The organism is Paraburkholderia diazotrophica (genome assembly GCF_900108945.1).
GTDB classification, from domain to species: Bacteria; Pseudomonadota; Gammaproteobacteria; order Burkholderiales; family Burkholderiaceae; genus Paraburkholderia; species Paraburkholderia diazotrophica.
Genome location: NZ_FNYE01000054.1, coordinates 1 through 24,557, shown reverse-complemented (window position 1 = coordinate 24,557; position 24,557 = coordinate 1). Strand labels below are relative to the sequence as shown.

The following is a 24,557-nucleotide window of genomic DNA, read 5'->3' as shown; positions in this document are numbered from 1 at the left end:
CCAGTGAGGGGCGCGCTGTGTTGCGCGAGTGGAGCCATTGTGTTTTTTTACCCGACGCGGAAAAAGTACCGCGGCGGCGACGGATTGTTGCAGCGATAGAACAATCCGCCGCCCGTTTCGAGCCGGCGGCGGGCGCCGGCGAACGCAGACGCGCCGTTATTTCCCCAGCCAGCGCTTGCGCGCCGTGCTCGCCGACGCGCGTCTGTCGTTCGGCGTGAGCTTGTAGCGCGACACGTCGGGCCCATCGAGCTTGACCTGCGAGACGCGCAGCTCGTCGCGCCGGAACGCGTGCACTTCGACTTTGGCGCCGGGCACATAGCGCGACAGCAGCGCGTCGAGATTGGAACCCGTCACGCGCAGCCCGTCGATCGCGATCAGCACGTCGCCGGCCGAAAGCCCCGCCTTCTGCGCCGCCCCGCCGTCGTGGACGGCCGCGAGCGTGCAGTCCGCGCCGTTGCGCACGCGCACGCCGAGCGACGGCTTCGCCTTCGCGTCGACGTCCGCCTCGAGCGTGACGCCGAACGGCTCGAGCAGCGCGTCGAGCGGCAGATCGCGCGTGCCGCGCACGCCTTCCGCGAAAAGCTCGGACAGATCGGCGCCCGTCGCTTCCGCGAATAGCGCCTCGACCTCCGATTCTTCGATGCCGTGTGCCTTGCCGCGATAGAAGTCGCGCCCGTAGCGCTGCCACAAGAGGCGCATCACGTCATCGAGCGACTTGCGGTTCTGCGTTTGCGCACGAATCGTCAGATCGAAAGCGAGCGCGACCAGCGAGCCCTTCGTGTAATAGCTGACGATCGCGTTCGCGGCGTTCTCATCCTGGCGGTAGTACTTGACCCATGCGTCGAACGAGCTTTCGGCGACCGTCTGTTTCAGACGCCCGCTTCCGCGCAGCACGCCGCCGATCGTCTTGCCGAGCAGCGTGAAGTAATCCGCTTCCTTGATCAGACCACTGCGCGCCAGCATCAGATCGTCGTAGTACGACGTGAAGCCCTCGAAGAGCCACAGCAGCGACGTATAGTTTTCCTGCGTCAGGTCATACGGCGCGAACGGCGCGGGCTTGATGCGCTTCACGTTCCACGTGTGGAAGTATTCGTGGCTGCACAGGCCCAGATACGTGCGATAGCCGTCTGTCATTTCGTCGCGGCCGACGACGGGCAAATCCGAACGGTTGCAGATCAGCGCCGTCGATGCGCGATGTTCGAGCCCGCCGTAGCCGTCGCTGACAGCCTGGGTCATGAACACGTAGCGGTCCATCGGCGCCTTCTTCGAGCGCGGCTCGAAGAGCGCGATCTGCGCTTCGCACACGCGTTTCAGATCCGCCGACAGCCGCGCCATGTCGAGCCCGACCACGCGCCCCGCGAGCACGATGTCGTGCGGCACGCCGTGCGCCTTGAAGGTTGCGAGCGCGAACTCGCCGAGCGTGACGGGATGGTCGATCAGCTCGTCATAGTTCTGCGCGGTGTACTCGCCGAACGCGTAGCGCTTCGTGCTGCGCGCTTCCGATAGCGCCGTCGCGACCCGCCAGTTGCGGAACTGCGGGCCCGCCGGTTTCTGGATATCGACGACGCACCGCGCGTCCTCGAAACCGAGCGGCGACAGAAACACGCTCGTGCCGTTGAAGAAGCCGGTCGTGTCGTCGAGATGCGCGGCCCGCACCGACATGTCCCACGCGTACACCTCGTAGCGCAGCGTCAGCGCGCCCTTCACGGGCGCGGCCTGCCACATGTGCTTGTCGGTCTTTTCGATCCGCACCTTGCGGCCGCCATCGTTGAATGCGCGCAGCGTGACGATGTTGCGCGCAAACTCGCGGACCATATAGCTGCCCGGAATCCAGACAGGCAGCATGAATCGCTGGCCCGACGGATCGGGTTCAGCGACGGTGACGGTGACTTCGAAAATATGGGCGGCGGGCTGCTTCGGAACGATGGTGTAGCGGATCGGCTTCATCGGCGCTCGTGTGTGAAAACTCGGGGAGGGATTCGGAAGGCTTCAAACGGGCAGCAACCTTGCTGCATGGGATTGGAATGCGGCGCTACGGCGCCAACCCCAATCGACCGCTTTGCATGGAACAGGAGGCGCCGCGCGCCTCCTTCGTCAAACAGGCTCGGACTGACGACGCGCCTCGTTCAGCGCACCGACGACAACGCCTTGTCCAGTTCCTCCGCGGGCACGGCGCCCGGCAGGCGGCGACCGTCGGCGAGGAAAATAGTGGGCGTGCCGCTTACGTTCATCGACTGGCCGAGCTTCAGATTCTTGTCGATGGCGGCCGTATCGCATGTGCCCGGCGCGGTCGGCGGGCGGCGGTCCTGCATCCATGCTTCCCAGGCCTTCGCGCGGTCGGCGGAACACCAGATCGACTTCGACTTCACCGTCGAGTCCGGCGACAGAACCGGGTACAGGAACGTGTACACGGTGATGTTATCCATCGACTTCAGCGTCGATTCGAGCTGCTTGCAGTACGGGCAGTTCGGATCGGAGAACACGGCGATCTTGCGGCTGCCGTTGCCCTTCACCACCTTCACGGCGTCGCCGAACGGCAGGTTCGCGAAGTCGATGCGATTGACCTCCGCCAGACGCGCCTCCGTCAGGTTCTTGCGCGTCTTCGCGTCGACCATGTCGCCGAGCAGCACATAGTCGCCCGTCGCGTCGCTGTAGATGATCTGCGAACCGATGTTCACTTCGTACAGGCCCGCGATAGGCGATTTCGTCACGCTCTTGATCGACGCTTCGGAAAGGCGCGATTGCAGCGTTGCCTTGAGCTTGTCGGTGGTCTGGTCGGCCTGCGCGGAACAGCCGAGCGCGGCCGTTACGACGGCCAGCGCCAGCGCGGCGATGCGGATACGTTGCTTCATGCTGCTACTCCTGATTCGATTTTGGCGCCGACGTTTGCGGCCTTCTGCCGCCTGTGGCGCCCATGTTTATGTTCCGCCCGTGTTCCCGATCGTGCGTCCGACGCACCGGGAGCCGCGTTACGGATGGTATGCCTCGCGACCTGCCTTGTCACATGCGCCCTGCGATCGAGGGCGCAACGTCCGTGCCCGGCGTTTCAGCCCAGCGCCGCCGACACCAGCCAGCGTTTGACCAGCGGCTGTCCGCCGACGAACGCCATCCCCGTATTGCGGACCGCGCGCGCGATATTGCCCGACAGTGAGAACAGCCGCTGAAGGCCGTCGGTGGCGATGGTCAGCGCGCGAATGTCTTCGCTGCGCGAGCGTTCGTAGCGGCGCAGCAGCACCGTGTCGCCGAGATCGCGGAACGCCTCTTTCTTCGCGATCACCTCCACCAGCGACGCCACGTCGCGCAAGCCCAGGTTCATCCCCTGACCGGCGAGCGGATGAATCAGATGCGCGGCATCGCCGACGAGCGCCACGCGCGGCGCAACCAGCCGGTCGACCGTTTGCAGTGCGAGCGGAAAGCCTTGAGCGGGCGTCACGCATTCGAGCTTGCCGAGTGCGCCCATCGTCGCACGTTCGACTTCCGCAGCAAGCTGCGCCGGATCGAGCCTGATGAGCGTGTTCGCATGATCCGTCAGCGCCGACCAGACGAGCGACACGTGCCCGTCGGGCAGCGGCAGCAGCGCGATGATTTCGCCGTCGCGAAACCACTGATACGCCGTCTCGCCATGCGGCCGCTCGGCCTTGAAGTTCGCGACGACGCCCGTCTGCCGGTAGTCGCGCCGGTTCGTCTTCGAGCCGATCTGCGCGCGCACCCACGAATGCGCGCCGTCCGCGCCGACGACGAGATCCGCTTCGAGCACGTTGCCGTTCGCGAGGCCGATCGTCGCGCCGCCCGTTTTCACGTCGAGCCCTTGCGCACGCGTGTCGAGCCATGTGAGGTTGGGCTGAAAGCGCAGCGCGGCGTCGAGCGCGTGTTCGATCAGCGACGATTCAGCGATCCACGCAAGCTGCGGCACCGAGGCCTGAAATGCCGAGAAATGCAGCTCGGCGTGCGCATCGCCGTAGACGCGCATGTCGTAGACGGGCGAGAGCCGCGATGCGTCGAGCGCCTGCCACACGCGCAGACGCTCGAGCAGCGCCTGCGAACTCGCGGACAGCGCGTAGATGCGCGAGTCGAACACGGCGTCGCCGGGCAGCGGCTGACAATGCTGCGCGAGCAGCGCGACGCGCAGGCCGCATTGCGTGAGCGCCAGCGCCGCGGTCTTGCCGACGAGCCCTCCGCCGATCACGGCGACGTCGAAGGATGAGTGGTGAGCGTTCATCCGGGCATTATAGCTGCGGGGGTCTCGGGGACGGACCAGCGGGACAGCGGTACGGCCGGGTTTGCGCCTTGGGTTTGCGCCTGGTTAGGCCGATGGTCGATGTCTGTCGGGCGCAGGCGGGACCGAGTGGCTGGAATGCGAGCAGCAGCGCTCGCACGGCGCGGCGTCGTGCGGCGGATGCTGCCGGTCTTCCGCTACCGCAAACGTGCCGCCCGACAGGGTTACAATTGCGGTTTTCGGTTATCCGGCACACCGGCGCGCTTTTGCTTTGCGCTCGCGCAGCCGGGGCAATACGACAAGTACGGACGAGTCCGCCTGCGCCGCGCCATCCGGCGCCAGCGGACTTGCGGGCCGCAGCCGGCAGTGCGCCGCGCCACGCGTAGCCCTTGCAGCAAGTCCGCCCGTTCGCCGAAGCCCGTCATCACCTGATTTGTAGAGAACCTCATGAGCCTCCAATGCGGCATCGTCGGCCTGCCTAATGTCGGCAAGTCCACCCTGTTCAACGCGCTGACCAAGGCGGGCATCGCCGCCGAAAACTATCCGTTCTGCACGATCGAGCCGAACGTCGGCGTGGTCGAAGTGCCGGACGCGCGTCTGAAGGCGCTCGCGGAAATCGTCAAGCCGGAGCGCATCCTGCCCGCCGTCGTGGAATTCGTCGATATCGCGGGCCTCGTCGCCGGCGCGAGCAAAGGCGAAGGCCTCGGCAACCAGTTCCTCGCGAACATCCGCGAAACCGACGCGATCACGCATGTCGTACGCTGCTTCGAAGACGAAAACGTGATTCACGTCGCGGGCAAGATCGACCCGGTGTCGGATATCGAAGTGATCAACACCGAACTCGCGCTAGCCGATCTGGCAACCGTCGAAAAGGCGCTCACGCGCTACGCGAAGGCCGCGAAGTCGGGCAACGACAAGGAAGCGGTGAAGCTCGCCGCCGTGCTGGAAAAGGTTCGCGCGCAACTGGACCAGGCAAAGCCGGTTCGCGGGCTCGACCTGACGGACGAAGAGCGTCTGCTGATCAAGCCGTTCTGTCTGATCACGGCCAAGCCGGCGATGTACGTGGCGAACGTGAAGGAAGACGGCTTCGAGAACAATCCGCATCTGGATGCCGTGCGCAAGTACGCTGAGACGGAAAAAGCGCCCGTCGTCGCGGTGTGCGCGGCAATCGAAGCGGAAATCGCCGATCTCGACGATGAAGACAAGGAAGTGTTTCTCGCCGACATGGGCATGCACGAGCCGGGCTTGAACCGCGTGATTCGCGCGGGCTTCAAGCTGCTCGGTCTGCAGACGTACTTCACGGCGGGCGTGAAGGAAGTGCGCGCGTGGACGATCCATGTCGGCGACACGGCGCCGCAAGCCGCGGGCGCGATTCATACGGATTTCGAGCGTGGCTTCATCCGCGCGCAGACCATCGGCTTCGACGACTTCATCACGTACAAGGGCGAGCAAGGCGCGAAGGAAGCGGGCAAGATGCGCGCCGAAGGGAAGGAGTACATCGTGCATGATGGCGATGTAATGAATTTTTTGTTCAACGTCTGACGACGAATTGTCAAATGCATCCCGCCGCATGACGCGAGATGCCAGACGCAAAGAGAAGCAGAGAAAGGCCGCGCATCGACGCGGCTTTTTTTCGCCCTCGTTGCGCGGACACCAATCGGCGCTTCGGGTAATCGCGCTTTCTCGCGCAATTCTTCGATGTTAAATTGCCCTTTCTGCACCGGACCTGGCACCTAAAAGAATCACCGACGCTTTCCTGTCATCGACCATAACTAGAATCGCGCACCGCACAACGCGCGTTCGATCGCCCTGTCGGGCATGGGACCAGTGTAAGGCGCTAAAGCGCCAACTCTGGTCGACAAAAAAAGGAGACTCTCGATGCATTGCAAGCCGCTGTTCCGTTCGCTCTCCGTCGCGGCCGTTCTGGCCTTGGGCGTTCATCAAGGTGCACATGCCGCCACTGAAATCCAGTTCTGGCATGCGATGGAAGCCGCGCTCGGCGAACGCCTGAATGTGATCGCCAACGACTTCAACGCATCGCAGAGCGATTACAAGATCGTCCCCGTCTTCAAAGGCACCTACGACCAGACGCTTGCCGCCGGCATCGCCGCGTATCGCAGCGGCAACGCGCCCGCGATCCTGCAGGTCTACGAAGTCGGCACGGCGACGATGATGCAAGCCAGGAAGGCCGTCGTCCCCGTGTCGGATGTGTTCAAGCAGGCAGGCATGACGCTCGATGAGAAAGCCTTCGTGCCGACCATCGCCAGCTATTACAGCGACTCGAAATCGGGCCATCTGATTTCGATGCCGTTCAACAGCTCGACGCCCGTTCTCTACTACAACAAGGACGCCTTCAAGAAAGCCGGCCTCGATCCCAACGCGCCGCCCAGGACCTGGGCCGAAGTCGAGCAGGATGCGCAGAAGCTGAAGGCGGCGGGCCTGTCGTGCGGCTATTCGTCGGGGTGGCAAAGCTGGATTCAGCTCGAGAACTACAGCGCGTGGCACGGCGCGCCGTTCGCGACGGAAAACAACGGCTTCGACGGCGCCGATGCGCAGCTCGAATTCAACAAGCAATTGCAGATCGCCCACATCACGTTCCTGCAGAAGATGGCGAAGGAAGGCACGTTCACCTACGCAGGCCGCAAGGACGAACCCGTATCGAAGTTCTATAGCGGCGACTGCGGGATCATCACGAACTCATCGGGCTCGCTCGCGACGATCCGCAAGTACGCGAAGTTCAGCTTCGGCACGGGCATGATGCCGTACGACGCAAACGTGAAGGGCGCGCCGCAGAACGCGATCATCGGCGGTGCGAGCCTCTGGGTCCTGTCGGGCAAGGACCCGGCCGTCTACAAGGGCGTCGCGAAGTTCCTCGCTTATCTCAGCTCGCCGCCCGTCGCCGCGAAATGGCATCAGGACACGGGCTATCTGCCCGTCACGACGGCCGCGTATCAGCTGACCCAGCAACAGGGCTTCTACGAGAAGAACCCTGGCAGCGACACGGCCATCAAGCAGATGCTCAACAAGCCGCCGCTGCCGTACACGAAGGGCCTGCGTCTGGGCAACATGCCGCAGATCCGCACGATCATCGACGAAGAACTCGAACAGGTCTGGGCCGACAAGAAGACGCCCAAAGATGCGCTCGATTCGTCGGTGTCGCGCGGCGACGACCTGCTGCGCCGCTTCGAGAAGGCCGGCAGCTGATTGTCACCAGGGGCGCGTCTTCGCCGCTGTATGAAGTTGAATGAAACAGCGAAGCGCGCCTGATTCGCTCACCGTTGGGAAGGACGTCGATGGACAAGCGCTCCCGCTTCGGCACCAGCTCCCTGCCTTATCTGCTCGTCGCGCCCCAGCTCGCGATTACGCTGCTGTTCTTCCTGTTGCCCGCGGGCGAAGCGCTCTGGGAATCGACGCAGACTCAGGACGCGTTCGGCACGTCGAGGGAATTCGTCGGACTCGGCAATTTCAGGCAGCTGTTCGCCGATCCGCTGTACCTGTCGTCGTTCGAAACGACGCTAATCTTCTGCGCGCTCGTCACCGGTTCCGGGCTCGCGATCTCGCTGCTGCTCGCCGCCTGCGCCGATCGCGTGACGCGCGGCGCAAAAGCCTATCAGACGCTTTTGATCTGGCCGTACGCCGTCGCGCCCGCGATTGCGGCCGTGCTGTGGTCGTTTCTGTTCAACCCGAGCATCGGTCTCGTGACCTTCGCGCTCGGCAAGGCGGGCATCGTGTGGAATCACGCGCTCAATCCCGGTCAGGCGATGTTCCTCGTCGTGCTCGCATCGGTGTGGAAGCAGGTCAGCTACAACTTCCTGTTCTTCTATGCGGGTCTTCAGGCGATTCCACGCTCGCTGATCGAAGCGGCCGCGATCGACGGCGCGGGTCCCGTGCGGCGCTTCTTCGGCGTCGCGTTGCCGCTGCTGTCGCCGACGACGTTTTTTCTGCTCGTCGTCAATCTCGTCTACGCGTTCTTCGACACCTTCCCGATCATCGATGCCGCGACGGGCGGCGGCCCCGCGCAGTCCACGCGCACGCTGATCTACAAGATCTTCGCCGAAGGCTTCCAGGGACTCGACATCGGCAGCTCGGGCGCGCAATCGGTCGTGCTGATGGTGATCGTCGTCGGGCTGACTGTCGTGCAGTTCCGCTTCATCGAGCGAAGGGTTCAATACTCATGATCGAGAATCGCCGCGGCTTCGACCTCTTCTGCCACGCCGTGCTGATCGTCGGCGTGCTGCTGGTCGTGTTTCCCGTCTACGTCGCGTTCTGCGCGGCGACGATGAGCGAGCATGAAGTGTTCAGCGTGCCGCTTTCGCTGGTGCCCAGCACGCATCTGTTCGAGAACGTCGCGAATATCTGGACGCACGGCACGGGCAACGCGGCCAGCCCGTTCGGCGCGATGCTGCTCAACAGTCTCGTGATGGCGCTCGTGATCGCGATCGGCAAGATCGCCGTGTCGATCGTCTCGGCTTTCGCGATCGTGTTCTTCCGCTTTCCGGGCCGCAGCGCCGCGTTCTGGCTGATCTTCATCACGCTGATGCTGCCGGTCGAAGTGCGCATCTTTCCGACCGTGCAGGTCGTGTCGTCGATGCATCTGAGCAACACGTACGCCGGGCTCACGCTGCCGCTGATCGCGTCTGCCACCGCGACGTTTCTGTTCCGCCAGTTCTTCCTGACGCTGCCCGACGAGCTGATGGAAGCCGCGCGCATCGATGGCGCGGGGCCGCTGCGCTTCTTCTGGGACGTCGTGCTGCCGCTCTCGAAGACGAATCTCGCGGCACTCTTCGTGATCACGTTCATCTACGGCTGGAACCAGTACTTGTGGCCGATCCTGATCACGAGCCAGCAATCGCTGACGACGTCCGTGGTGGGCATCAAGAGCATGATCGCTTCCGGCGACACGGCGACCGAATGGCATCTCGTGATGGCCGCGACGCTGCTCGCGATGCTGCCGCCGCTCGTCGTCGTGCTGGCGATGCAGCGCTGGTTCGTGCGCGGCCTCATTGATGCTGAGAAATGAGGCCGGAAATTGAATGCCGAAAAATGAGGCTGAGAAATGTGGCCGAAAAAGAGTGCTGAAAAACAAGGATAAAAACCCATGTCTGCACTGACGCTGAAAGGGGTGAAGAAATCGTACGACGGCAAGCAGAACGTCCTGCACGGCATCAACGCCGATGTGCGCGACGGTGAGTTCGTCGTGATGGTCGGGCCGTCGGGGTGCGGAAAGTCGACGTTGCTGCGCATGGTCGCGGGCCTCGAAGCGGTCACCGAGGGCGAGATTGCGATCGACGGCAAGGTCGTCAACGATCTCGAACCGAAAGATCGCAACATCGCGATGGTGTTTCAGAACTACGCGCTCTACCCGCACATGACGGTCGCGCAGAACATGGGCTACGCGCTGAAGATCGCCGGGTTGCCGAAATCGAAGATCGATGCACGCGTGCTGACGGCCGCGAAGATTCTCGAGCTGGAACCGCTGCTGGCGAGAAAGCCGCGCGAACTGTCGGGCGGACAGCGGCAGCGCGTCGCGATGGGCCGCGCGATCGTGCGCGAGCCGGCCGTGTTTCTGTTCGACGAGCCACTGTCGAATCTCGACGCGCGGTTGCGTGTCCAGATGCGGCTCGAAATCCAGCGCCTGCACGGCCGGCTCAAGACGACGAGCCTGTACGTGACGCACGATCAGATCGAAGCGATGACGCTCGCGCAGCGCGTGATCGTGATGAATCGCGGCCACGCGGAGCAGATCGGCGCGCCGACGGAAGTCTACGAGCGGCCCGCGACGATTTTCGTCGCGGGCTTCATCGGCTCGCCGGGGATGAATCTGCTGAACGGCCGGATCGCCGACGACGGCGCTTCGTTCGAAGTCGCGGGCGATGGACCGAAGCTGCCGCTTGAGCGTCTGCCGTGCATCAGCCGTGAAGTTGTGGCGGGCCGCGTGTGCATGCTCGGCATCCGGCCCGAGCACATGACGCCTGGACAACCCGGCGCGCCTGCCGCGACGCTCGCCGTCGATTCGTGCGAACTGCTCGGCGCGGATAATCTTGCGCATGGGCGCTGGGGGCAGCACGACGTCACCGTGCGGCTGCCTCATGGGCACCGGCCGAGTGCCGGTGAAATGCTTCAGATCGCGCTGCCTGCGCAGCATCTTCACTTCTTTGATGAGGAAGATGGTAGGCGGTTGAATTGAGGTTTTGCTTTTGTCTGCGACGCGGTTTGTTTTTTGCCTCTTGCGCTGGCATTTGCGATGCGTTGGTTTGGTTTGGTTTGGTTTGGCCTTATCGCGGGCATTTGCGATGCGTTGGTTTGATTTGGCCTTATCGCGGGCATCCGCGATGCGTTGGTTTGCTTTGCCCCTATCGCGGGCATCCGCGAGGCGCCTCGCGGCGCTAGCGTTGCCCCTGTGCGGGGCGGCACTCACTTTCTTTGCCGCCGCAAAGAAAGTAAGCAAAGAAAGCGGGCTAATACCGCCAATGCTTGACGATTACCCACGAGCTCTCAACGTCCCCATCCTTCACGCGGCAGCGTGCTGACGTGCATTCGTTGCCAGTGCACTACTCAAGCGCCTCACCTGCTTCATGCTCCCGCGTTACAGCCCGCGACATCGAAGATTCCCGCGCCCCTTTGCGGCAAACTGTGTGTAGGCATTCGCACCGCACAGGACACCCTCGCTAGGCGATGCGGCTCAAGTGCGGGCGTTGCCGTGTACGACACAGCAGCCTCATTCACTACCGACATGCGGCGCTGAAACGTCCGATACACTTGGCGATGCCAAGGGTGCATGAAGCGGGTGAGGCGTTTAGCGAGAACGTTGGCAACGAGCATGGGTTAGCACACAGCCGTGCGAATCACGGGGACGTTGAGAGCCCGTGGGTAATCATCAAGCATTAGCGGTGTGAGCCCGCTTTCTTTGCTTACTTTCTTTGCGGCGGCAAAGAAAGTGAGTGCCGCCCCGCACAGGGGCAACGCCCGCGCCGCGAGGCGCATCGCGGATGCCAGCGGCACGCTGAAATATCCACGCATTCGCGGATGCCAGCGAAAAGGCAAACACACCCAAAAAGCGTCGCAGACAGAAAGACTGAAAGAGAAAACACCCAAGTACAATGACACATCCGCCCGCCCGGGCGCCGGCACGCTTAGTGCCGTATCCACTCAACGCCCCCAACTCACGCAAATGGCCCAATACGTCTTCACCATGAACCGGGTCGGCAAGATCGTGCCGCCCAAGCGTCAAATCCTGAAAGACATTTCGCTGTCGTTCTTCCCCGGCGCGAAGATCGGCCTGCTCGGCCTGAACGGCTCTGGTAAATCCACGCTGATCAAGATCATGGCCGGCGTCGACAAGGACATCGAAGGCGAAGCCACGCCGATGCCGAACCTGAACATCGGCTATCTGCCCCAGGAACCGCAGCTCGATCCGCAAAAGACGGTGCGCGAAGCCGTCGAAGAAGGTCTCGGCGACGTGTTCAATGCGCAAAAGAAGCTCGACGAAATCTATGCCGCGTACGCGGAACCGGACGCCGACTTCGACGCGCTCGCCGCCGAGCAGGCGAAGTACGAAGCGATCCTCGCGACGTCCGACGGCGGCAGCGCCGAACAGCAACTCGAAGTGGCCGCCGACGCGCTGCGCCTGCCGCCGTGGGACGCGAAGATCGAGCATCTGTCGGGCGGCGAAAAACGCCGCGTCGCGCTGTGCAAGCTGCTGCTCGAAAAGCCCGACATGCTGCTCCTCGACGAACCGACCAACCACCTCGACGCCGAATCCGTCGAATGGCTGGAGCAGTTCCTCACGCGCTTCCCGGGCACCGTCGTCGCCGTGACGCACGATCGCTACTTCCTCGACAACGCCGCCGAGTGGATTCTCGAACTCGACCGCGGCTACGGCATTCCGTGGAAGGGCAACTACAGCAGCTGGCTCGATCAGAAGGAGGACCGCCTGAAGCAGGAAGAGGCATCCGAATCGGCGCGTCAGAAGGCGATCAAGAAAGAACTGGAATGGGTGCGCCAGAATCCGAAGGGCCGTCAGGCGAAATCGAAGGCGCGTATCGCCCGCTTCGAGGAACTGAACAGCCAGGAATACCAGAAGCGCAACGAAACGCAGGAAATCTTCATTCCCGTCGGCGACCGCCTCGGCAATGAAGTGATCGAGTTCAAGAACGTCAGCAAGTCGTACGGCGATCGCCTGCTGATCGACAACCTCAGCTTCAAGATTCCGGCGGGCGCGATTGTCGGCATCATCGGGCCGAACGGCGCCGGTAAGTCGACGCTCTTTCGCATGCTGACGGGCAAGGAACAGCCGGATTCGGGCGAAATCATCCAGGGCCCGACCGTCAAGCTCGCGTACGTCGATCAGAGCCGCGACGCGCTCGACGGCTCGAAGACCGTGTTCGAAGCCGTCTCGGGCGGCGCTGACGTGCTGACGGTCGGCAGGTACGAAACGCCGTCGCGCGCGTATATCGGCCGCTTCAACTTCAAGGGCGGCGACCAGCAGAAGATCGTCGGCAACCTGTCGGGCGGCGAGCGCGGCCGTCTGCATCTTGCGAAGACCCTGATCGCGGGCGGCAACATGCTGCTGCTCGACGAGCCGTCGAACGACCTCGACGTCGAAACGCTGCGCGCGCTCGAAGACGCACTGCTCGAATTCGCCGGCTCGGTGATGGTGATCTCGCACGACCGCTGGTTCCTAGACCGTATCGCGACGCACATCCTCGCGTTCGAAGGCGATTCGCAGGTGACGTTCTTCGACGGCAACTACCAGGAGTACGAAGCCGACAAGCGCGCGCGTCTCGGCGAAGAGGCGGCGCGCCCGAAACGTCTGCGCTACAAGCCGATCACCCGTTAAGCGTTCGCCGGGCCGCCGTCCGCAGACGGAACGCTCGCGCGATTCGATGCGAACGGCATATGGCTTGCTGGCTCGTCACACGCAGACGAGGAGACGGCATGGCGATATCGACGGGCAAGCGCGTGGTGGTGGCCTTGACGGGCGTGATCGTGCTGCTCGTCGTGATCGCGCTCGGCGGGCTGTATTTCGTGCAACACGAAGTGAAAGAGCGCGTCGTCGAAGCGCTCGCGCCGATTGGCAGCGCGCAGAGCATCAACGTCGGCCTCACGTCGATCACGCTCGACCGCGTGCGGCTGACGGCACCCAAAGAATGGCCGACCGCCGACTCGCTCACCGCCGAGCAGATCACGATGACGCCCGATGTCGGCGATCTGCTCGCGCATCGCGTGCATATGAAAAGCGTCGTGGTGCGCGGCTTCAGTCTCGCGCTGGTGCGCACGGCAAGCGGTCGTCTCGAACTGCTGCCGAAGCTGCGGCAATCGGTGAGCCAGTCCGCGAACGCGGCCAGTGGCGCCAGCGCGGCGAGCGGCGCAGCGTCGAGCCGGCCGCCCTTGCCCGCCGAAAAGCTCATCGAACACATCGCGTTTGCAGACGGCCAGTTCGTCTTCTACGACGAATCGGTGAGCAAGCCGCCGTACAAGGTGGTCGTCAGCGACGCGAGCGCCAGCGTCGACCACATCCATCTGCCCGATCTCACCGAACCGACCAACCTGTCGGTCCGGGGCTCGATCAAGGGTCCGGCGCACACCGGCAAGGTGACGTTCGACGGCTGGATGAAAGTCGCCAGCAAGGATTCGCAGACGACCACGACGCTGCACGGCGTCGACGTCGTCACGCTCGATCCGTATCTGCTGAAAAAGGCCGGCGCGAGAACGCAGGTAACGGGCGGCACGCTCGACCTGAACATGCCAGCGACCGTGACCAGCTATCACATCCACGCGCCGGGCACGATCACGCTGCATCGTCTGCAACTGGCCGACACGGGCGATCCGCTCGACACCTTCATGCAGATTCCGACCCGCGCCGCCGTCGCCGCACTCAAGAAGCATGGCGACGACATCACGCTGCACTTCACGATCGACGGCAATTTGCGCGACCCGAAGTTCAAGCTCAACGAAAGCCTGATGACCGAGTTGCGCGCGAACTTCGCGAAAGCGCTCGGCGTCAGCGCTGAAGGCGTCGCGAAGGGCGCGGGTGAAACGGTGAAGGGACTCGGCAACGCGCTGAAGAATCTGCTTGGGCAATGACGCTCGCTTCGGCGGCAGTGTCCGGCTGCCACGCTCAGACAGGCAAGCCTAGCGCTCGCAGTCTCGCTTCCGTTTCATCGGCGTTCGTGTGATGCACGCCGTGCCAGCCGAGTTCGGTTGCGGCGTTGGCGTTCTTGATGTTGTCGTCGATGAAGACGAGTTCATGCGGCTGCACATCCGGCAGATGCGCGCGAATCCGGCGCAGCATTTCATCGAAGATCGCCGGGTCGGGCTTGACCATCTTCACGCGGCCTGACACGACGATGTCCTTGAAGCGGCGCAACACCGGATAGTGCTCCCACGCATACGGAAACGTCTCGTCCGACCAGTTCGTCAGGCCGAAGAGCGGCACGTTTTCGGCTTCGAGCTTCTCGACGGTCGCGACGCCGTCATCGAGCACGCCCGCGACCATTTCGTGCCAGCGCTCGTAGAACGCGCGAATCAGCGGCTCGTGCTCAGGAAACTTTTCGATCAGCTCGGCCGTGCCTTCCGTGATCGGCTGGCCGCCGTCCTGGCGGACCACCCAGTCCATCGTGCAGACATTGGACAGGAACCAGCGGCGCTCGGCGTCGTCGGGAATCAGCGCGCGGTACAGATACTCGGGGCTCCAGTCGATCAGCACGCCGCCGAAATCGAACACGACTGCCTTGATGGTCATGCGAACTCCGTTTGCAGAATGTCGGCGAGGGGACGCACCTTGACGCGCTTGCCCGTCATCGATGAATTGGCCCAGACGAAGTTCTGGTGCTCGACGATCTTGTCGGCGGCGAGGTGCGGCTTGTCCTGAGTCGTGTGAAGGTCGGACACGACCGTCGTGCGCAGGCCGAGCAGTTCGGCACGACGCGCCGTGGCGTTGACGCAGAACTCCGTCGCGTAGCCGCAGAGGATCACGCCGTCGATGTCGCCTTGCTGAAGCTGGGCGGCAAGCGGCGTCCCTTGGAACGAATCGCCGACGGTCTTGAAGATGGAACAGTCCTGCGGCTCGCGAACGAGTGCGGCAGGCAATTGCCACGCATCGCTGCCGTGCGCGAGCGGCCCATTCGCATCGCTTTCGTGCTGCACGAAAAAGACGGGCGCATTCGCATTGCGCGCAGCCGATGTGAGCCGGTTGATCCCGTCGATCACGTCGCCGGCGCGATAAGCGGCCGACGGGCCGCTGAAGAACATCTGCTGTACGTCGATGACGATCACGGCAACACCGGACATGCGGGCCTCGCTATTCGTTGGTGGTTATTCTTGCGGCGATTTTTTTTGCAGAGAACACGGCGGCGCCGATGCGCGAGACGCCGCCGCAACGAGCGGCTGCCGCGGCGTCCTGCGCGTCAGATCGGCTGCGTGCGCGTTTCGAGCCACGCCTTCGCGTCGCCCGACACATGCGGCGACACGCGCGCGTGCACCATCTCGTGATACGCGTTGAGCCACGCGCGCTCGTCGTCGCGCAGCAGGTTCAGCGCGATGCAGCGCGTGTCGATCGGGCACAGCGTCAGCGTTTCGAATTCGAGGAAATCGCCGAACTCGGTTTTCTGCGCCGGACGGTTCAGCACCAGATTCTCGATGCGAATGCCCCACTTGCCCGGACGATAGATGCCCGGCTCGATCGACGTGATCATGCCCTCTTCCATCGCTGTCCACGCTTCGGCGGGCGCGTAGTGCGAGATCACCTGCGGACCTTCGTGGACATTCAGGAAATAGCCGACACCATGCCCCGTGCCGTGCCCGTAGTCAGCGCCCATTTCCCAGATGGGCGCGCGCGCGATGGCGTCGAGCATCGGCGAACGGATGCCGCGCGGAAACTTCGCGCGCGAGAGCGCCATCGTGCCCTTCAGCACCGTCGTGAAGTCGCGGCGATGCTCGTCGTTGATCGTGCCGATGGGCACGACGCGCGTGATGTCCGTCGTGCCGCTCAGGTACTGGCCGCCCGAGTCGATCAGCAGCAGGCCGTTGCCTTCGATCGTCGAGTGCGAGGCGGGCGTCGCGCGATAGTGCGGCATCGCGCCGTTCGCGTTGAAACCGGCGATCGTCGCGAAGCTCAGCGTGACGAAGCCCGGCCGACGCGCGCGCGCCGCCGTCAGCTTCTCATCGATCGTCAGTTCGGTGATTTTTTCGCGGCCGAGTGCGCCCTCGAACCACGCGAAGAATTCGGCGAGCGCCGCGCCGTCCTGCTCCATCGTCGCGCGCACGTGCGCGGCTTCGGCGTCCGTCTTGCGCGACTTGAAGAACGTCGACGGATTCACCGACTCGACTATCTCCACCGACGCCGGCACCGATTGCAGCAAGCCATACGTGATGCGGCGCGGGTCGATCAGCAGCGTCTGGCCGCCCGGCAGCGCGGCGAGTGCGTCGGCGGCCTTGGCGTACGGCTCGACGCGAATGCCGTCGCGTGCCAGCGAATCCGCCAGCTCAGCAGGCACCTTGCCGTCCGTCACGAAAAGCGACGCGCAATCCAGCCCGATCAGCGCATGCGCGACGAACACGGGGTTGTAGTTCACGTCCGCGCCGCGCAGATTCAGCAGCCATGCGAGGTCGTCGAGCGTCGAGATGAAATGCCACTGCGCGCCCTTTTCCTGCATCGCGCGGCGAATCCGGTCCAGTTTCTCCGCGCGGGAGACGCTCGCGTGCGGCGCGACGTGCTCGTAGACGGCGCCCGTCGGCAATTCCGGACGCTGCGGCCAGACGATGTCGAGCAGATCGAAGTCGGTGCGCAGCTTGACGCCGCGCGCCGTCAGCGCATCGCCCAGCGCACGCGCCGTCGCGACGCCGAGCACCGCGCCGTCGACGCCGACCGTCGCGCCCGCCGGCACGTTCTGCGCGAGCCAGTCGATGTGCGGCGACGTCAGCTGACCGCCGAACATTTTCATCAGCTGAATGCCCGTGCCCGCCAGTTGCGCTTCGGCCTGCACCCAATAGCGGCTGTCGACCCACAGGCCGGCGAAGTCGGCCGTCACGACCAGCGTCCCGACCGAGCCGGTGAACCCGGACAGCCACTCGCGGCCCTGCCAGCGGCCAGGCAGATATTCTGAGAGATGCGGATCGGCCGACGGCACCAGCCAGGCGGCGAGCCCTTGCTGCGTCATCGCGCTGCGCAGTTGTGCAATGCGCTCGGGGATCGAGGCGGTTTCGGGGAGTCGTACGTTCATCGGTTTCACCTGCAAAGATTCATCGACGGGATAACAAGCCGACCGTCACGGCAACGGCAACAAGAGCGAAAGCGGTGCAGACGGGCCATTCGAGCGTATCGCCGTCATGGAAGAGCTGGACGACGTTGCCGGCCATGTGTGCGATGGCCGCTCCCGCCACACCGACGAGGAGCGCCACCCATAGGCTCACGCGGCTCGCGCGCCGCAGGGGATGCAGCCACCAGCTGACCAGACCGACGACGGCGCCAAGGAGGATCAGACCGGGCCAGCCCATCAGCGCACTCCGCCGCCGATCATCAATTTAAGACTCTTCTGATAGGCGGCTGTTTTATCGATGGCTAGCATTTTTTTCTCTTTCACTAGAAGGTCAGCACGGCTTTCTGCGTAGCGGTTGAGTTTAGGGGCCCGAGGCAAGGTTAGGCAAGCCGAAAGCCTCGCGCGCCAGGCCGCTGCGTCCCGCCCTTCGTCCCATGCGAATCGCCCTTATCGAGCCCGACCTGCGGCATGCGGAAATTGTCGGCCGGCTGCTGTTTGCCGGTGGGCATGCCTGTCACCACTTTTCCGCCAGCGCGCCGTTTCTGGCGGGCGCTGCTCGCGAATTCTTCGACCTTCTCGTCACCGACGCCTTTTGCGGCGACGCCGCCGCCGAAGACGTCATCGCGCGCGTGCGCGAGGTGTTGCCCGGTCTGCCCGTCGTCGTGCTGATGACGTCGCCGCGCGAAAGCGAACTGGTCGCGACACTGCAGGCAGGCGCCGACGATTGTCTCGCGAAGCCAGCGCGCGGTCCCGAAATGCTGGCGCGCATCGACGCGCTGATGCGCCGCGCCGGCATTCGCCGCCCGCGCAACCGCGCGCGCGAAATGTTCGGCGAATACGCGTTCGATGCTGGCCGCTCGGTCGTCAGTTTTCGGGGTCAGAGCGTGGCGCTGACGCCGAAGGAACTGCAGTTCGCGCTGCTGCTGTTCACCAACATGTCGCGAGCTGTGTCGCGCGCGCACATCCTCGAAACGGTCTGGTCGCGCCGCCGCGACGTTAAGTCGCGCACGCTCGATACCCATGCGTCGCGCATCAGGACCAAGCTCGAATTGCGGCCGGAATTCGGCTACACGCTGGTTCCGCTGTACGGGTACGGCTACCGTCTGGACCAGATTCCTGTGGAAAAGGCGGATGGCGCGGATAAGGCCCCCGCCAATGAAAGATTCGTGGAAACGCTATAATATTGGGCCTAACCATAGCCCCAATACGTCGCCTTGCAAGGCCGTAGCGTCCCCGTGCAACTCTTAACGATCGGAATCAATCACCACACCGCGCCCGTCGCCTTGCGCGAGCGCGTGGCGTTTCCGCTCGAACAGATCAAGCCGGCACTGTCGACGTTCAAGGACATCTTCCTCGGCCGCACGGCCCGTGCCGCGCCGGAAGCAGCGATCCTGTCGACCTGCAACCGCACCGAGCTGTACTGCGCCACCGACGACCACGCCGCCCGCGAAGCGGCAGTCCACTGGCTGTCGAAGTATCACAACATCGCCGTCGATGAACTCGCGCCGCACGTGTACGCGCTGCCGCAGTCCGAAGCCGTGCGCCACGCGTTTCGCGTCGCGTCGGGGCTCGACTCGATGGTGCTCGGCGAGACGCAGATCGTCGGCCAGATGAAGGATGCCGTGCGCACTGCCTCGGAAGCGGGTGCGCTCGGCACGTACCTGAACCAGCTGTTTCAGCGCACGTTCGCCGTCGCGAAAGAGGTGCGGACCACCACGGAAATCGGGGCGCAATCGGTTTCGATGGCCGCGGCCTCCGTGCGCCTCGCGCAACGCATTTTCGACAAGGTGTCGAACCAGCGCGTGCTGTTCATCGGCGCGGGCGAAATGATCGAGCTGTGCGCGACGCACTTTGCCGCGCAGCAGCCGCGTGAACTTGTCGTCGCAAACCGCACGGCCGAACGCGGAGAACGTCTCGCCGGCCGCTTCAACGGCCGCGCGATTCCGCTCTCCGAACTGCCCGCGCGCATGCACGAATTCGACATCATCGTGTCGTGCACGGCGTCGACGCTGCCCATCATCGGCTTGGGCGCCGTCGAGCGCGCGGTGAAGGCGCGTCGTCACCGGCCGATCTTCATGGTCGATCTCGCCGTGCCGCGCGATATCGAGCCAGAAGTCGGCCAGCTCGAAGACGTGTTCCTGTACACCGTCGACGATCTCGGCGCGATCGTCCGCGAAGGCAATGCGTCGCGGCAAGCCGCCGTCGCGCAAGCCGAAACGATCATCGAGACGCGCGTGCAGAATTTCATGCAGTGGCTCGACGCGCGCAGCATCGTGCCCGTTATCCGCCACATGCATACGCAGGCCGACACGCTGCGTCGCGCTGAAGTCGAGAAAGCGCAGAAGATGCTCGCGCGCGGCGACGACCCCGCCGTCGTGCTCGAAGCGCTGTCGCAGTCGCTGACGAACAAGCTGATCCACGGTCCCACGCACGCGCTCAACCGCGCCAGCAGCGAAAACCGCGATCAACTCATCGAGCTGATGGGCGGCTTCTACAAACACGCTCACTCTTCGGAGCGTTAGCGGCGCTCCAGCCGACGCATCGCGCGTGTTGCCGTCACGGTCCGCACGGCGCCCTATCCGCAGCGTCCCGGGCATTCGTTCCCGGTTTTCGTCCCGAATCCCGAATCCAGCCGTTCTTTCCGGAGTCCGCTCCGACCGCCCCAATGAAAACGAGCATGCAAGCCAAGCTCGACCAGCTCACTATCCGGCTGGCCGAACTGAACGACCTGTTGAGCCGCGAAGACATCACGTCGAGCATCGAGCAATACCGCAAGCTCACGCGCGAGCACGCGGAACTGCAGCCTGTCGTCGAGCATTACGGTCTGTGGCGCCAGGCGCTGAACGATGCGGCGACGGCGCAGGAACTGCTGTCCGACGCATCGATGAAGGATTTCGCGGAAGAGGAAATCCGCACGTCGCGCGAGCAGATGGAAAGGCTCGAGGGCGAACTGCAGAAGATGCTGCTGCCCAAAGATCCGAACGACGACCGCAACATCTTCCTCGAAATCCGCGCGGGCACGGGCGGCGACGAATCCGCGCTGTTCGCGGGCGACCTGTTGCGCATGTACCTGCGCTACGCGGAGCGCAACCGCTGGCAGGTCGAGATGATGTCGGCGAGCGAATCCGATCTGGGCGGCTACAAGGAAGTGATCGTGCGGATCGCGGGCGACGCTGCGTACTCGAAGCTCAAGTTCGAGTCGGGCGGCCATCGCGTGCAGCGCGTGCCGGCGACGGAAACGCAGGGCCGCATCCACACGTCGGCGTGCACGGTCGCGGTGATGCCGGAAGCGGACGAGATCGGTGAAGTCGAAATCAATCCCTCCGATCTGCGCATCGACACGTTCCGCGCGTCCGGCGCGGGTGGTCAGCACATCAACAAGACCGATTCGGCCGTGCGCGTGACGCACCTGCCGACGGGCATCGTCGTCGAATGCCAGGACGATCGCTCGCAGCACAAGAACAAGGATCGCGCGCTGAAGGTGCTCGCCGCGCGCATCAAGGACAAGCAGTACCACGAGCAGCACGCGAAGGAAGCGGCGACGCGCAAGAGCCTGATCGGCTCGGGCGACCGCTCGGAGCGCATTCGCACCTACAACTTTCCGCAAGGCCGTCTCACGGATCACCGGATCAACCTGACGCTGTATCGCCTCGAAGCGATCATGGCAGGCGATCTCGACGAACTGATCGCGGCGCTCGTGTCCGAGCATCAGGCGGAATTGCTGGCGTCGCTCGGCGACGCGGACTGAGCCGGGCATGAATACAGCCGATACCGTCGCCACGCTGCTGCGCGCGTCGCCGCTGCCTGCGCTCGAAGCGCGCATTCTGCTCGGGCACCCGCTCGGCTGGCGCCGCACGGAACTGATCACACGCGCCGACGACGCGCTCGATCCGCTAAACGTCGCGGCGTTCCGCGAGCTCGAAGCGAGACGCGTCGCTGGCGAGCCCATTGCGCAACTCATCGGATCGCGTGAATTCTTCGGGCTCGATTTCGAAGTCACGCGCGATGTGCTCATTCCCCGCCCCGAAACCGAATTGCTCGTCGAAACGGCCGTCTACGCGCTCGAAGTGCGTGCCGCGCGTGCCCGCGTGCTCGATCTAGGCACAGGCACGGGCGCGATCGCCGTGTCGATTGCGTGGTCGCGCCCGGATGCGCGTGTCTGGGCCGTCGACCGCTCGACGGAAGCACTGGCCGTTGCCGCGCGCAATGCGATCCGGCTGCTCGAGCCGAAGCGCCCCGGCGGCGGCGTGCAGTTCGCGCACAGCGACTGGTACGGCGCGCTCGACGCGTCGCTTACGTTCGATGTGATCGTCAGCAACCCGCCGTATATCGCGAGCGGCGATCCGCATCTGTCGCAAGGCGATCTGCGCTTCGAACCGCGCGGTGCACTCACCGACGACGCCGATGGGCTGTCGGCGATCCGCGCGATCGTCGCGGGCGCGCCGTCGAGGCTGGCGCCCAATGGCGTGCTGTGGATGGAACACGGCTACGACCAGGCGGAAGCCGTCCGCGCGATTCTGTCGGAGCAAGGCTTCGCCGATGTCCGTTCCGAGTGCGATCTGGCCGGCATCGAACGCATCAGCGGCGGGCGCTGGCCGGGCTGACACGCGGCGAAATCATGGCGCCATGCGGGATTCCGCCGTCGGCCGGCATCGGCGAAATCCGCTATCATTTGACTCTATCCCCAACACATACCGGAACCGCAAGGTCAGTCATGGACACGCAACAACGCATCAAGCAAATCGTCGACGAAAACCCCGTCGTGCTTTTCATGAAAGGCAACGCGCAATTCCCGATGTGCGGCTTCTCGGGCCGTGCGGTGCAAATCCTGAAGGCATGCGGCGTCGATCAGTTCAAGACGGTCAACGTCCTCGAAGACGAAGCCGTGCGCCAGGGCATCAAGGAATACTCGAACTGGCCGACGATCCCGCAGTTGTACGTCAAGGGTGAATTCGTCGGCGGCTCGGACATCATGATGGAGATGTATCAGTCGGGCGAACTGCAGCAGCTCTTCGCCGCAGCCTGATTTACGCAGCCGGGCGCCGCACGCCATGGAAACGCACGCCGCGGCGCCACGTCGTCTCATCATCGCCATCACGGGAGCGACGGGCGCCGTCTACGGCGTACGGCTGCTTCAAACGCTGCGCAAGCTTGGCGGCGTCGAAAGCCATCTGCTGATCTCAAGCGCAGGGTGGCTCAATATCCAGCACGAACTCCAACTGTCGCGTGACGACGTGCATCCGCTCGCGGATGTCGTTCATTCCGTGCGCGACGTCGGCGCAAGCATCGCGTCGGGCTCGTTTGCGACGGATGGCATGATCATCGCGCCCTGCTCGATGAGAACGCTCGCGAGCGTGGCGCATGGACTCTCCGACAATCTCATCACGCGCGCCGCCGATGTCACGCTCAAGGAGCGTCGGCGACTCGTGCTGATGGTTCGCGAAACGCCGTTCAATCTCGCGCATCTGCGCAACATGACGGCCGTCACCGAAATGGGCGGCGTAATCTTTCCGCCGTTGCCCGCCTTCTACAACCGGCCGGCGACGATCGACCAGATGGTCGACGACACCGTCGCGCGCGTGCTCGATCTGTTCGCGCTGGGCCCGGCGCTCGCGCCGGCGTGGCAAGGGCTGAATTGTCCGGCGCAATAAGCCGGGCGCGGTTGTCTCCCCTCACGGGCCTAGGCCGCGCGAGCCGACCATTCGACTGGATTCACAACAGCGGCGAGACAATCAAATCCCTCTCGGGCCGTTTATCAATCGTGAGTGCGGCCGTATATTGGGATCAACGACACGTTTCCGGGCCTCAACGGCCCGCACCGCCATGACCCGCTTGCCTTCCCTCTTTCTGTCGCACGGCGCGCCGACGCTGCCGATCGATCCGTCAATGCCGCGCGAGCAATTCGCCTCGCTTTCCGCCGACGTGCCGCGCCCGAAGGCGATCCTGATGCTGTCCGCGCATTGGGGCACGCTGCAGCCCGCCGCCAGCACGTCGGACGCGCCTGAGACGATTCACGACTTTTACGGCTTTCCGCGTCAGCTGTACGAGATCCAGTATCCGGCGCCGGGCGCGCCCGACGTCGCGCGACGCGCGGCGGAATTGCTCGGCGAACACGGCATGCCGACGGCGACGCAACCGCACGGCCTCGATCACGGCGCGTGGGTGCCGATGCTGCTGATGTTCCCGCACGCCGACGTGCCGATCGCCCAGTTGTCGATCCAGCCGCGGCTCGATCCCGCGCATCACTTCCGTGTGGGGCGCGCGCTGCGTCCGCTGCAGGACGAGGGCGTGATGATCGTCGGTTCCGGCCAGATCACGCACAATCTGCGCGAGGCGGATTTTTCGGCGCGGCCCGAGGATGCCGATCCGCGCGTCACCGAGTTTACCGACTGGTTCGAGGCGCGTCTTACGGCCCGCGATATCGACGCGCTGCTGGACTATCGGCGCCAGGCGCCGCACGCCGCGTTCATGCATCCGACCGACGAGCATCTGTTGCCGGTGTTTGCCGCGCTCGGCGCGGCAGCCGACGATTACAAGCTCGGCATCCAATCGCTCGGGACGTTCCAGCGCTCGCTGGCGATGACGAACTACGTGTTCGGCAACGCATAAGCGCCGCCGTCGCCGGACAAAAAAAAGCCCGCCAGGCTTCTGACGGGCTTTTGCTTTATTTGCTTTAGCGAGTCGGGCAATTCGCGGCGATCAGACGCCAATGCCTTCGAGAATCTCGTCTTGCGCTTCGCGCTCGTCCAGATACCCGGTGCGATAGCCCGTATGCACACCCCAGTAATAGAACACCAGCGAGAACACGATCACGACCAGCATGTCCCAGCCATACGGCAACAGCCCCATCCCGCCGAACTGCCTGCTGCCGATCAGCGACAGGATCGCCATGACCGGCAGGTACGCGACCAGCCACCACGCCGCCTTCAGGTCCTCGTTGAAGCCCGTGAAACCCGACTTCGCCTGGAAGTAGAAGAACACCGGCAGCGCGACGATCATTAGCAGGATGATCTCGCCCGTCAGCGGCCACTTCGCCCAGTACAGGATCAGCGACGCGCACACGAACGCGAACGGCGCGATCA

Annotated in this window: 21 protein-coding genes and 1 pseudogene; 14 read left to right on the top strand and 8 right to left on the bottom strand. The window is 64.1% G+C overall.

Annotated features, from left to right (window positions below):
- Window positions 1-156: 156 nt before the first annotated feature.
- The 3 genes from BMW76_RS36580 to BMW76_RS36570 all read right to left on the bottom strand — a co-directional run bounded on the left by BMW76_RS36580 (window position 157) and on the right by BMW76_RS36570 (window position 4,219).
- Complete coding sequence (locus BMW76_RS36580) at window positions 157-1,947, bottom strand: M61 family metallopeptidase (protein WP_090873657.1); 1,791 nt, start codon at window positions 1,945-1,947, stop codon at window positions 157-159.
- A gap of 179 nt (window positions 1,948-2,126) precedes the next feature.
- Entirely contained in the window at window positions 2,127-2,852 is a 726-nt protein-coding gene (locus tag BMW76_RS36575) for a DsbC family protein (protein WP_090873656.1), read from the bottom strand.
- 194 nt (window positions 2,853-3,046) lie between these two features.
- Complete coding sequence (locus tag BMW76_RS36570; RefSeq protein ID WP_090873655.1) at window positions 3,047-4,219, bottom strand: UbiH/UbiF family hydroxylase; 1,173 nt, start codon at window positions 4,217-4,219, stop codon at window positions 3,047-3,049.
- 444 nt (window positions 4,220-4,663) lie between these two features.
- Here BMW76_RS36570 and ychF point away from each other — a divergent pair, with 444 nt between their 5' ends.
- The 7 genes from ychF to BMW76_RS36535 all read left to right on the top strand — a co-directional run bounded on the left by ychF (window position 4,664) and on the right by BMW76_RS36535 (window position 14,302).
- Window positions 4,664-5,758 carry a redox-regulated ATPase YchF gene (gene ychF / locus BMW76_RS36565; protein WP_090873654.1) on the top strand — a complete coding sequence of 365 codons (1,095 nt, stop codon included), beginning with the start codon at window positions 4,664-4,666 and terminating at the stop codon, window positions 5,756-5,758.
- 336 nt (window positions 5,759-6,094) lie between these two features.
- Entirely contained in the window at window positions 6,095-7,420 is a 1,326-nt protein-coding gene (gene ugpB / locus BMW76_RS36560; protein WP_090873653.1) for a sn-glycerol-3-phosphate ABC transporter substrate-binding protein UgpB, read from the top strand.
- A gap of 89 nt (window positions 7,421-7,509) precedes the next feature.
- Window positions 7,510-8,394 (top strand): sn-glycerol-3-phosphate ABC transporter permease UgpA, encoded by an 885-nt coding sequence (gene ugpA / locus BMW76_RS36555; protein WP_090873652.1) that lies wholly within the window; start codon window positions 7,510-7,512, stop codon window positions 8,392-8,394.
- A complete protein-coding gene (gene ugpE, locus BMW76_RS36550; protein WP_090873651.1) occupies window positions 8,391-9,236 on the top strand; it encodes a sn-glycerol-3-phosphate ABC transporter permease UgpE in 846 nt (281 codons plus the stop codon). Before ugpA ends, ugpE begins: the two co-directional genes overlap by 4 nt.
- Before the next feature lie 78 nt (window positions 9,237-9,314).
- Complete coding sequence (locus tag BMW76_RS36545; protein WP_090873650.1) at window positions 9,315-10,403, top strand: sn-glycerol-3-phosphate import ATP-binding protein UgpC; 1,089 nt, start codon at window positions 9,315-9,317, stop codon at window positions 10,401-10,403.
- Between the two features lie 984 nt (window positions 10,404-11,387).
- Window positions 11,388-13,055 (top strand): energy-dependent translational throttle protein EttA, encoded by a 1,668-nt coding sequence (gene ettA, locus BMW76_RS36540; protein WP_090873649.1) that lies wholly within the window; start codon window positions 11,388-11,390, stop codon window positions 13,053-13,055.
- Between the two features lie 98 nt (window positions 13,056-13,153).
- Window positions 13,154-14,302 carry a DUF748 domain-containing protein gene (locus BMW76_RS36535; protein ID WP_090873648.1) on the top strand — a complete coding sequence of 383 codons (1,149 nt, stop codon included), beginning with the start codon at window positions 13,154-13,156 and terminating at the stop codon, window positions 14,300-14,302.
- 34 nt (window positions 14,303-14,336) lie between these two features.
- Here the strand turns inward: BMW76_RS36535 and BMW76_RS36530 are convergent, their stop codons facing one another.
- The 4 genes from BMW76_RS36530 to BMW76_RS36515 form a co-directional block, all read right to left on the bottom strand.
- Window positions 14,337-14,960 carry an HAD family hydrolase gene (locus tag BMW76_RS36530; RefSeq protein ID WP_090873647.1) on the bottom strand — a complete coding sequence of 208 codons (624 nt, stop codon included), beginning with the start codon at window positions 14,958-14,960 and terminating at the stop codon, window positions 14,337-14,339.
- A complete protein-coding gene (locus BMW76_RS36525) occupies window positions 14,957-15,508 on the bottom strand; it encodes a cysteine hydrolase family protein (protein WP_090873646.1) in 552 nt (183 codons plus the stop codon). The genes BMW76_RS36530 and BMW76_RS36525 overlap by 4 nt, the downstream gene beginning before the upstream one ends.
- 116 nt (window positions 15,509-15,624) lie before the next feature.
- On the bottom strand, window positions 15,625-17,439 hold the full coding sequence (locus BMW76_RS36520) for an aminopeptidase P family protein (RefSeq protein ID WP_090873645.1): 1,815 nt from the start codon (window positions 17,437-17,439) through the stop codon (window positions 15,625-15,627).
- Window positions 17,440-17,458: 19 nt separating this feature from the next.
- Window positions 17,459-17,713 (bottom strand): hypothetical protein, encoded by a 255-nt coding sequence (locus BMW76_RS36515; protein WP_087732435.1) that lies wholly within the window; start codon window positions 17,711-17,713, stop codon window positions 17,459-17,461.
- A gap of 196 nt (window positions 17,714-17,909) precedes the next feature.
- On the opposite strand from BMW76_RS36515, the gene BMW76_RS36510 reads away from it, so the two are divergent.
- From BMW76_RS36510 to BMW76_RS36480, 7 genes are all read left to right on the top strand, one after another.
- Entirely contained in the window at window positions 17,910-18,656 is a 747-nt protein-coding gene (locus BMW76_RS36510) for a response regulator transcription factor (protein WP_090873644.1), read from the top strand.
- Window positions 18,657-18,710: 54 nt separating this feature from the next.
- Window positions 18,711-19,997 carry a glutamyl-tRNA reductase gene (gene hemA, locus BMW76_RS36505; protein WP_090873643.1) on the top strand — a complete coding sequence of 429 codons (1,287 nt, stop codon included), beginning with the start codon at window positions 18,711-18,713 and terminating at the stop codon, window positions 19,995-19,997.
- Between the two features lie 143 nt (window positions 19,998-20,140).
- Window positions 20,141-21,223 (top strand): peptide chain release factor 1, encoded by a 1,083-nt coding sequence (gene prfA / locus BMW76_RS36500; RefSeq protein WP_090873642.1) that lies wholly within the window; start codon window positions 20,141-20,143, stop codon window positions 21,221-21,223.
- 7 nt (window positions 21,224-21,230) lie between these two features.
- Window positions 21,231-22,079 carry a peptide chain release factor N(5)-glutamine methyltransferase gene (gene prmC / locus BMW76_RS36495; RefSeq protein ID WP_090873641.1) on the top strand — a complete coding sequence of 283 codons (849 nt, stop codon included), beginning with the start codon at window positions 21,231-21,233 and terminating at the stop codon, window positions 22,077-22,079.
- A 110-nt stretch (window positions 22,080-22,189) separates the two neighbouring features.
- Window positions 22,190-22,501: a Grx4 family monothiol glutaredoxin gene (gene grxD, locus BMW76_RS36490; RefSeq protein ID WP_090873640.1), complete on the top strand. Its 312-nt coding sequence runs from the start codon at window positions 22,190-22,192 to the stop codon at window positions 22,499-22,501.
- Between the two features lie 25 nt (window positions 22,502-22,526).
- Window positions 22,527-23,126: a UbiX family flavin prenyltransferase gene (locus BMW76_RS36485; RefSeq protein WP_090873639.1), complete on the top strand. Its 600-nt coding sequence runs from the start codon at window positions 22,527-22,529 to the stop codon at window positions 23,124-23,126.
- A gap of 172 nt (window positions 23,127-23,298) precedes the next feature.
- Window positions 23,299-24,084 (top strand): DODA-type extradiol aromatic ring-opening family dioxygenase, encoded by a 786-nt coding sequence (locus BMW76_RS36480; protein WP_090873638.1) that lies wholly within the window; start codon window positions 23,299-23,301, stop codon window positions 24,082-24,084.
- A gap of 90 nt (window positions 24,085-24,174) precedes the next feature.
- Here BMW76_RS36480 and BMW76_RS36475 read toward each other — a convergent pair.
- Window positions 24,175-24,557, bottom strand: a pseudogene (locus BMW76_RS36475) (amino acid:proton symporter); the annotation flags it as partial.

Excerpts from the sequence above, each read along its gene's own strand:
- BMW76_RS36545 (WP_090873650.1), top strand. The coding sequence starts at position 9,315 with ATGTCTGCACTGACGCTGAAAGGGGTGAAGAAATCGTACGACGGCAAG.
- ugpA (WP_090873652.1), top strand. The coding sequence starts at position 7,510 with ATGGACAAGCGCTCCCGCTTCGGCACCAGCTCCCTGCCTTATCTGCTC.
- prmC (WP_090873641.1), top strand. The coding sequence starts at position 21,231 with ATGAATACAGCCGATACCGTCGCCACGCTGCTGCGCGCGTCGCCGCTG.
- BMW76_RS36575 (WP_090873656.1), bottom strand. The coding sequence starts at position 2,852 with ATGAAGCAACGTATCCGCATCGCCGCGCTGGCGCTGGCCGTCGTAACG.
- BMW76_RS36515 (WP_087732435.1), bottom strand. The coding sequence starts at position 17,713 with ATGGGCTGGCCCGGTCTGATCCTCCTTGGCGCCGTCGTCGGTCTGGTC.
- BMW76_RS36525 (WP_090873646.1), bottom strand. The coding sequence starts at position 15,508 with ATGTCCGGTGTTGCCGTGATCGTCATCGACGTACAGCAGATGTTCTTC.
- ychF (WP_090873654.1), top strand. The coding sequence starts at position 4,664 with ATGAGCCTCCAATGCGGCATCGTCGGCCTGCCTAATGTCGGCAAGTCC.
- ettA (WP_090873649.1), top strand. The coding sequence starts at position 11,388 with ATGGCCCAATACGTCTTCACCATGAACCGGGTCGGCAAGATCGTGCCG.
- prfA (WP_090873642.1), top strand. The coding sequence starts at position 20,141 with ATGAAAACGAGCATGCAAGCCAAGCTCGACCAGCTCACTATCCGGCTG.
- BMW76_RS36510 (WP_090873644.1), top strand. The coding sequence starts at position 17,910 with ATGCGAATCGCCCTTATCGAGCCCGACCTGCGGCATGCGGAAATTGTC.
- BMW76_RS36480 (WP_090873638.1), top strand. The coding sequence starts at position 23,299 with ATGACCCGCTTGCCTTCCCTCTTTCTGTCGCACGGCGCGCCGACGCTG.
- BMW76_RS36530 (WP_090873647.1), bottom strand. The coding sequence starts at position 14,960 with ATGACCATCAAGGCAGTCGTGTTCGATTTCGGCGGCGTGCTGATCGAC.
- BMW76_RS36580 (WP_090873657.1), bottom strand. The coding sequence starts at position 1,947 with ATGAAGCCGATCCGCTACACCATCGTTCCGAAGCAGCCCGCCGCCCAT.
- BMW76_RS36535 (WP_090873648.1), top strand. The coding sequence starts at position 13,154 with ATGGCGATATCGACGGGCAAGCGCGTGGTGGTGGCCTTGACGGGCGTG.
- BMW76_RS36570 (WP_090873655.1), bottom strand. The coding sequence starts at position 4,219 with ATGAACGCTCACCACTCATCCTTCGACGTCGCCGTGATCGGCGGAGGG.
- BMW76_RS36485 (WP_090873639.1), top strand. The coding sequence starts at position 22,527 with ATGGAAACGCACGCCGCGGCGCCACGTCGTCTCATCATCGCCATCACG.
- grxD (WP_090873640.1), top strand. The coding sequence starts at position 22,190 with ATGGACACGCAACAACGCATCAAGCAAATCGTCGACGAAAACCCCGTC.
- ugpB (WP_090873653.1), top strand. The coding sequence starts at position 6,095 with ATGCATTGCAAGCCGCTGTTCCGTTCGCTCTCCGTCGCGGCCGTTCTG.
- BMW76_RS36520 (WP_090873645.1), bottom strand. The coding sequence starts at position 17,439 with ATGAACGTACGACTCCCCGAAACCGCCTCGATCCCCGAGCGCATTGCA.
- ugpE (WP_090873651.1), top strand. The coding sequence starts at position 8,391 with ATGATCGAGAATCGCCGCGGCTTCGACCTCTTCTGCCACGCCGTGCTG.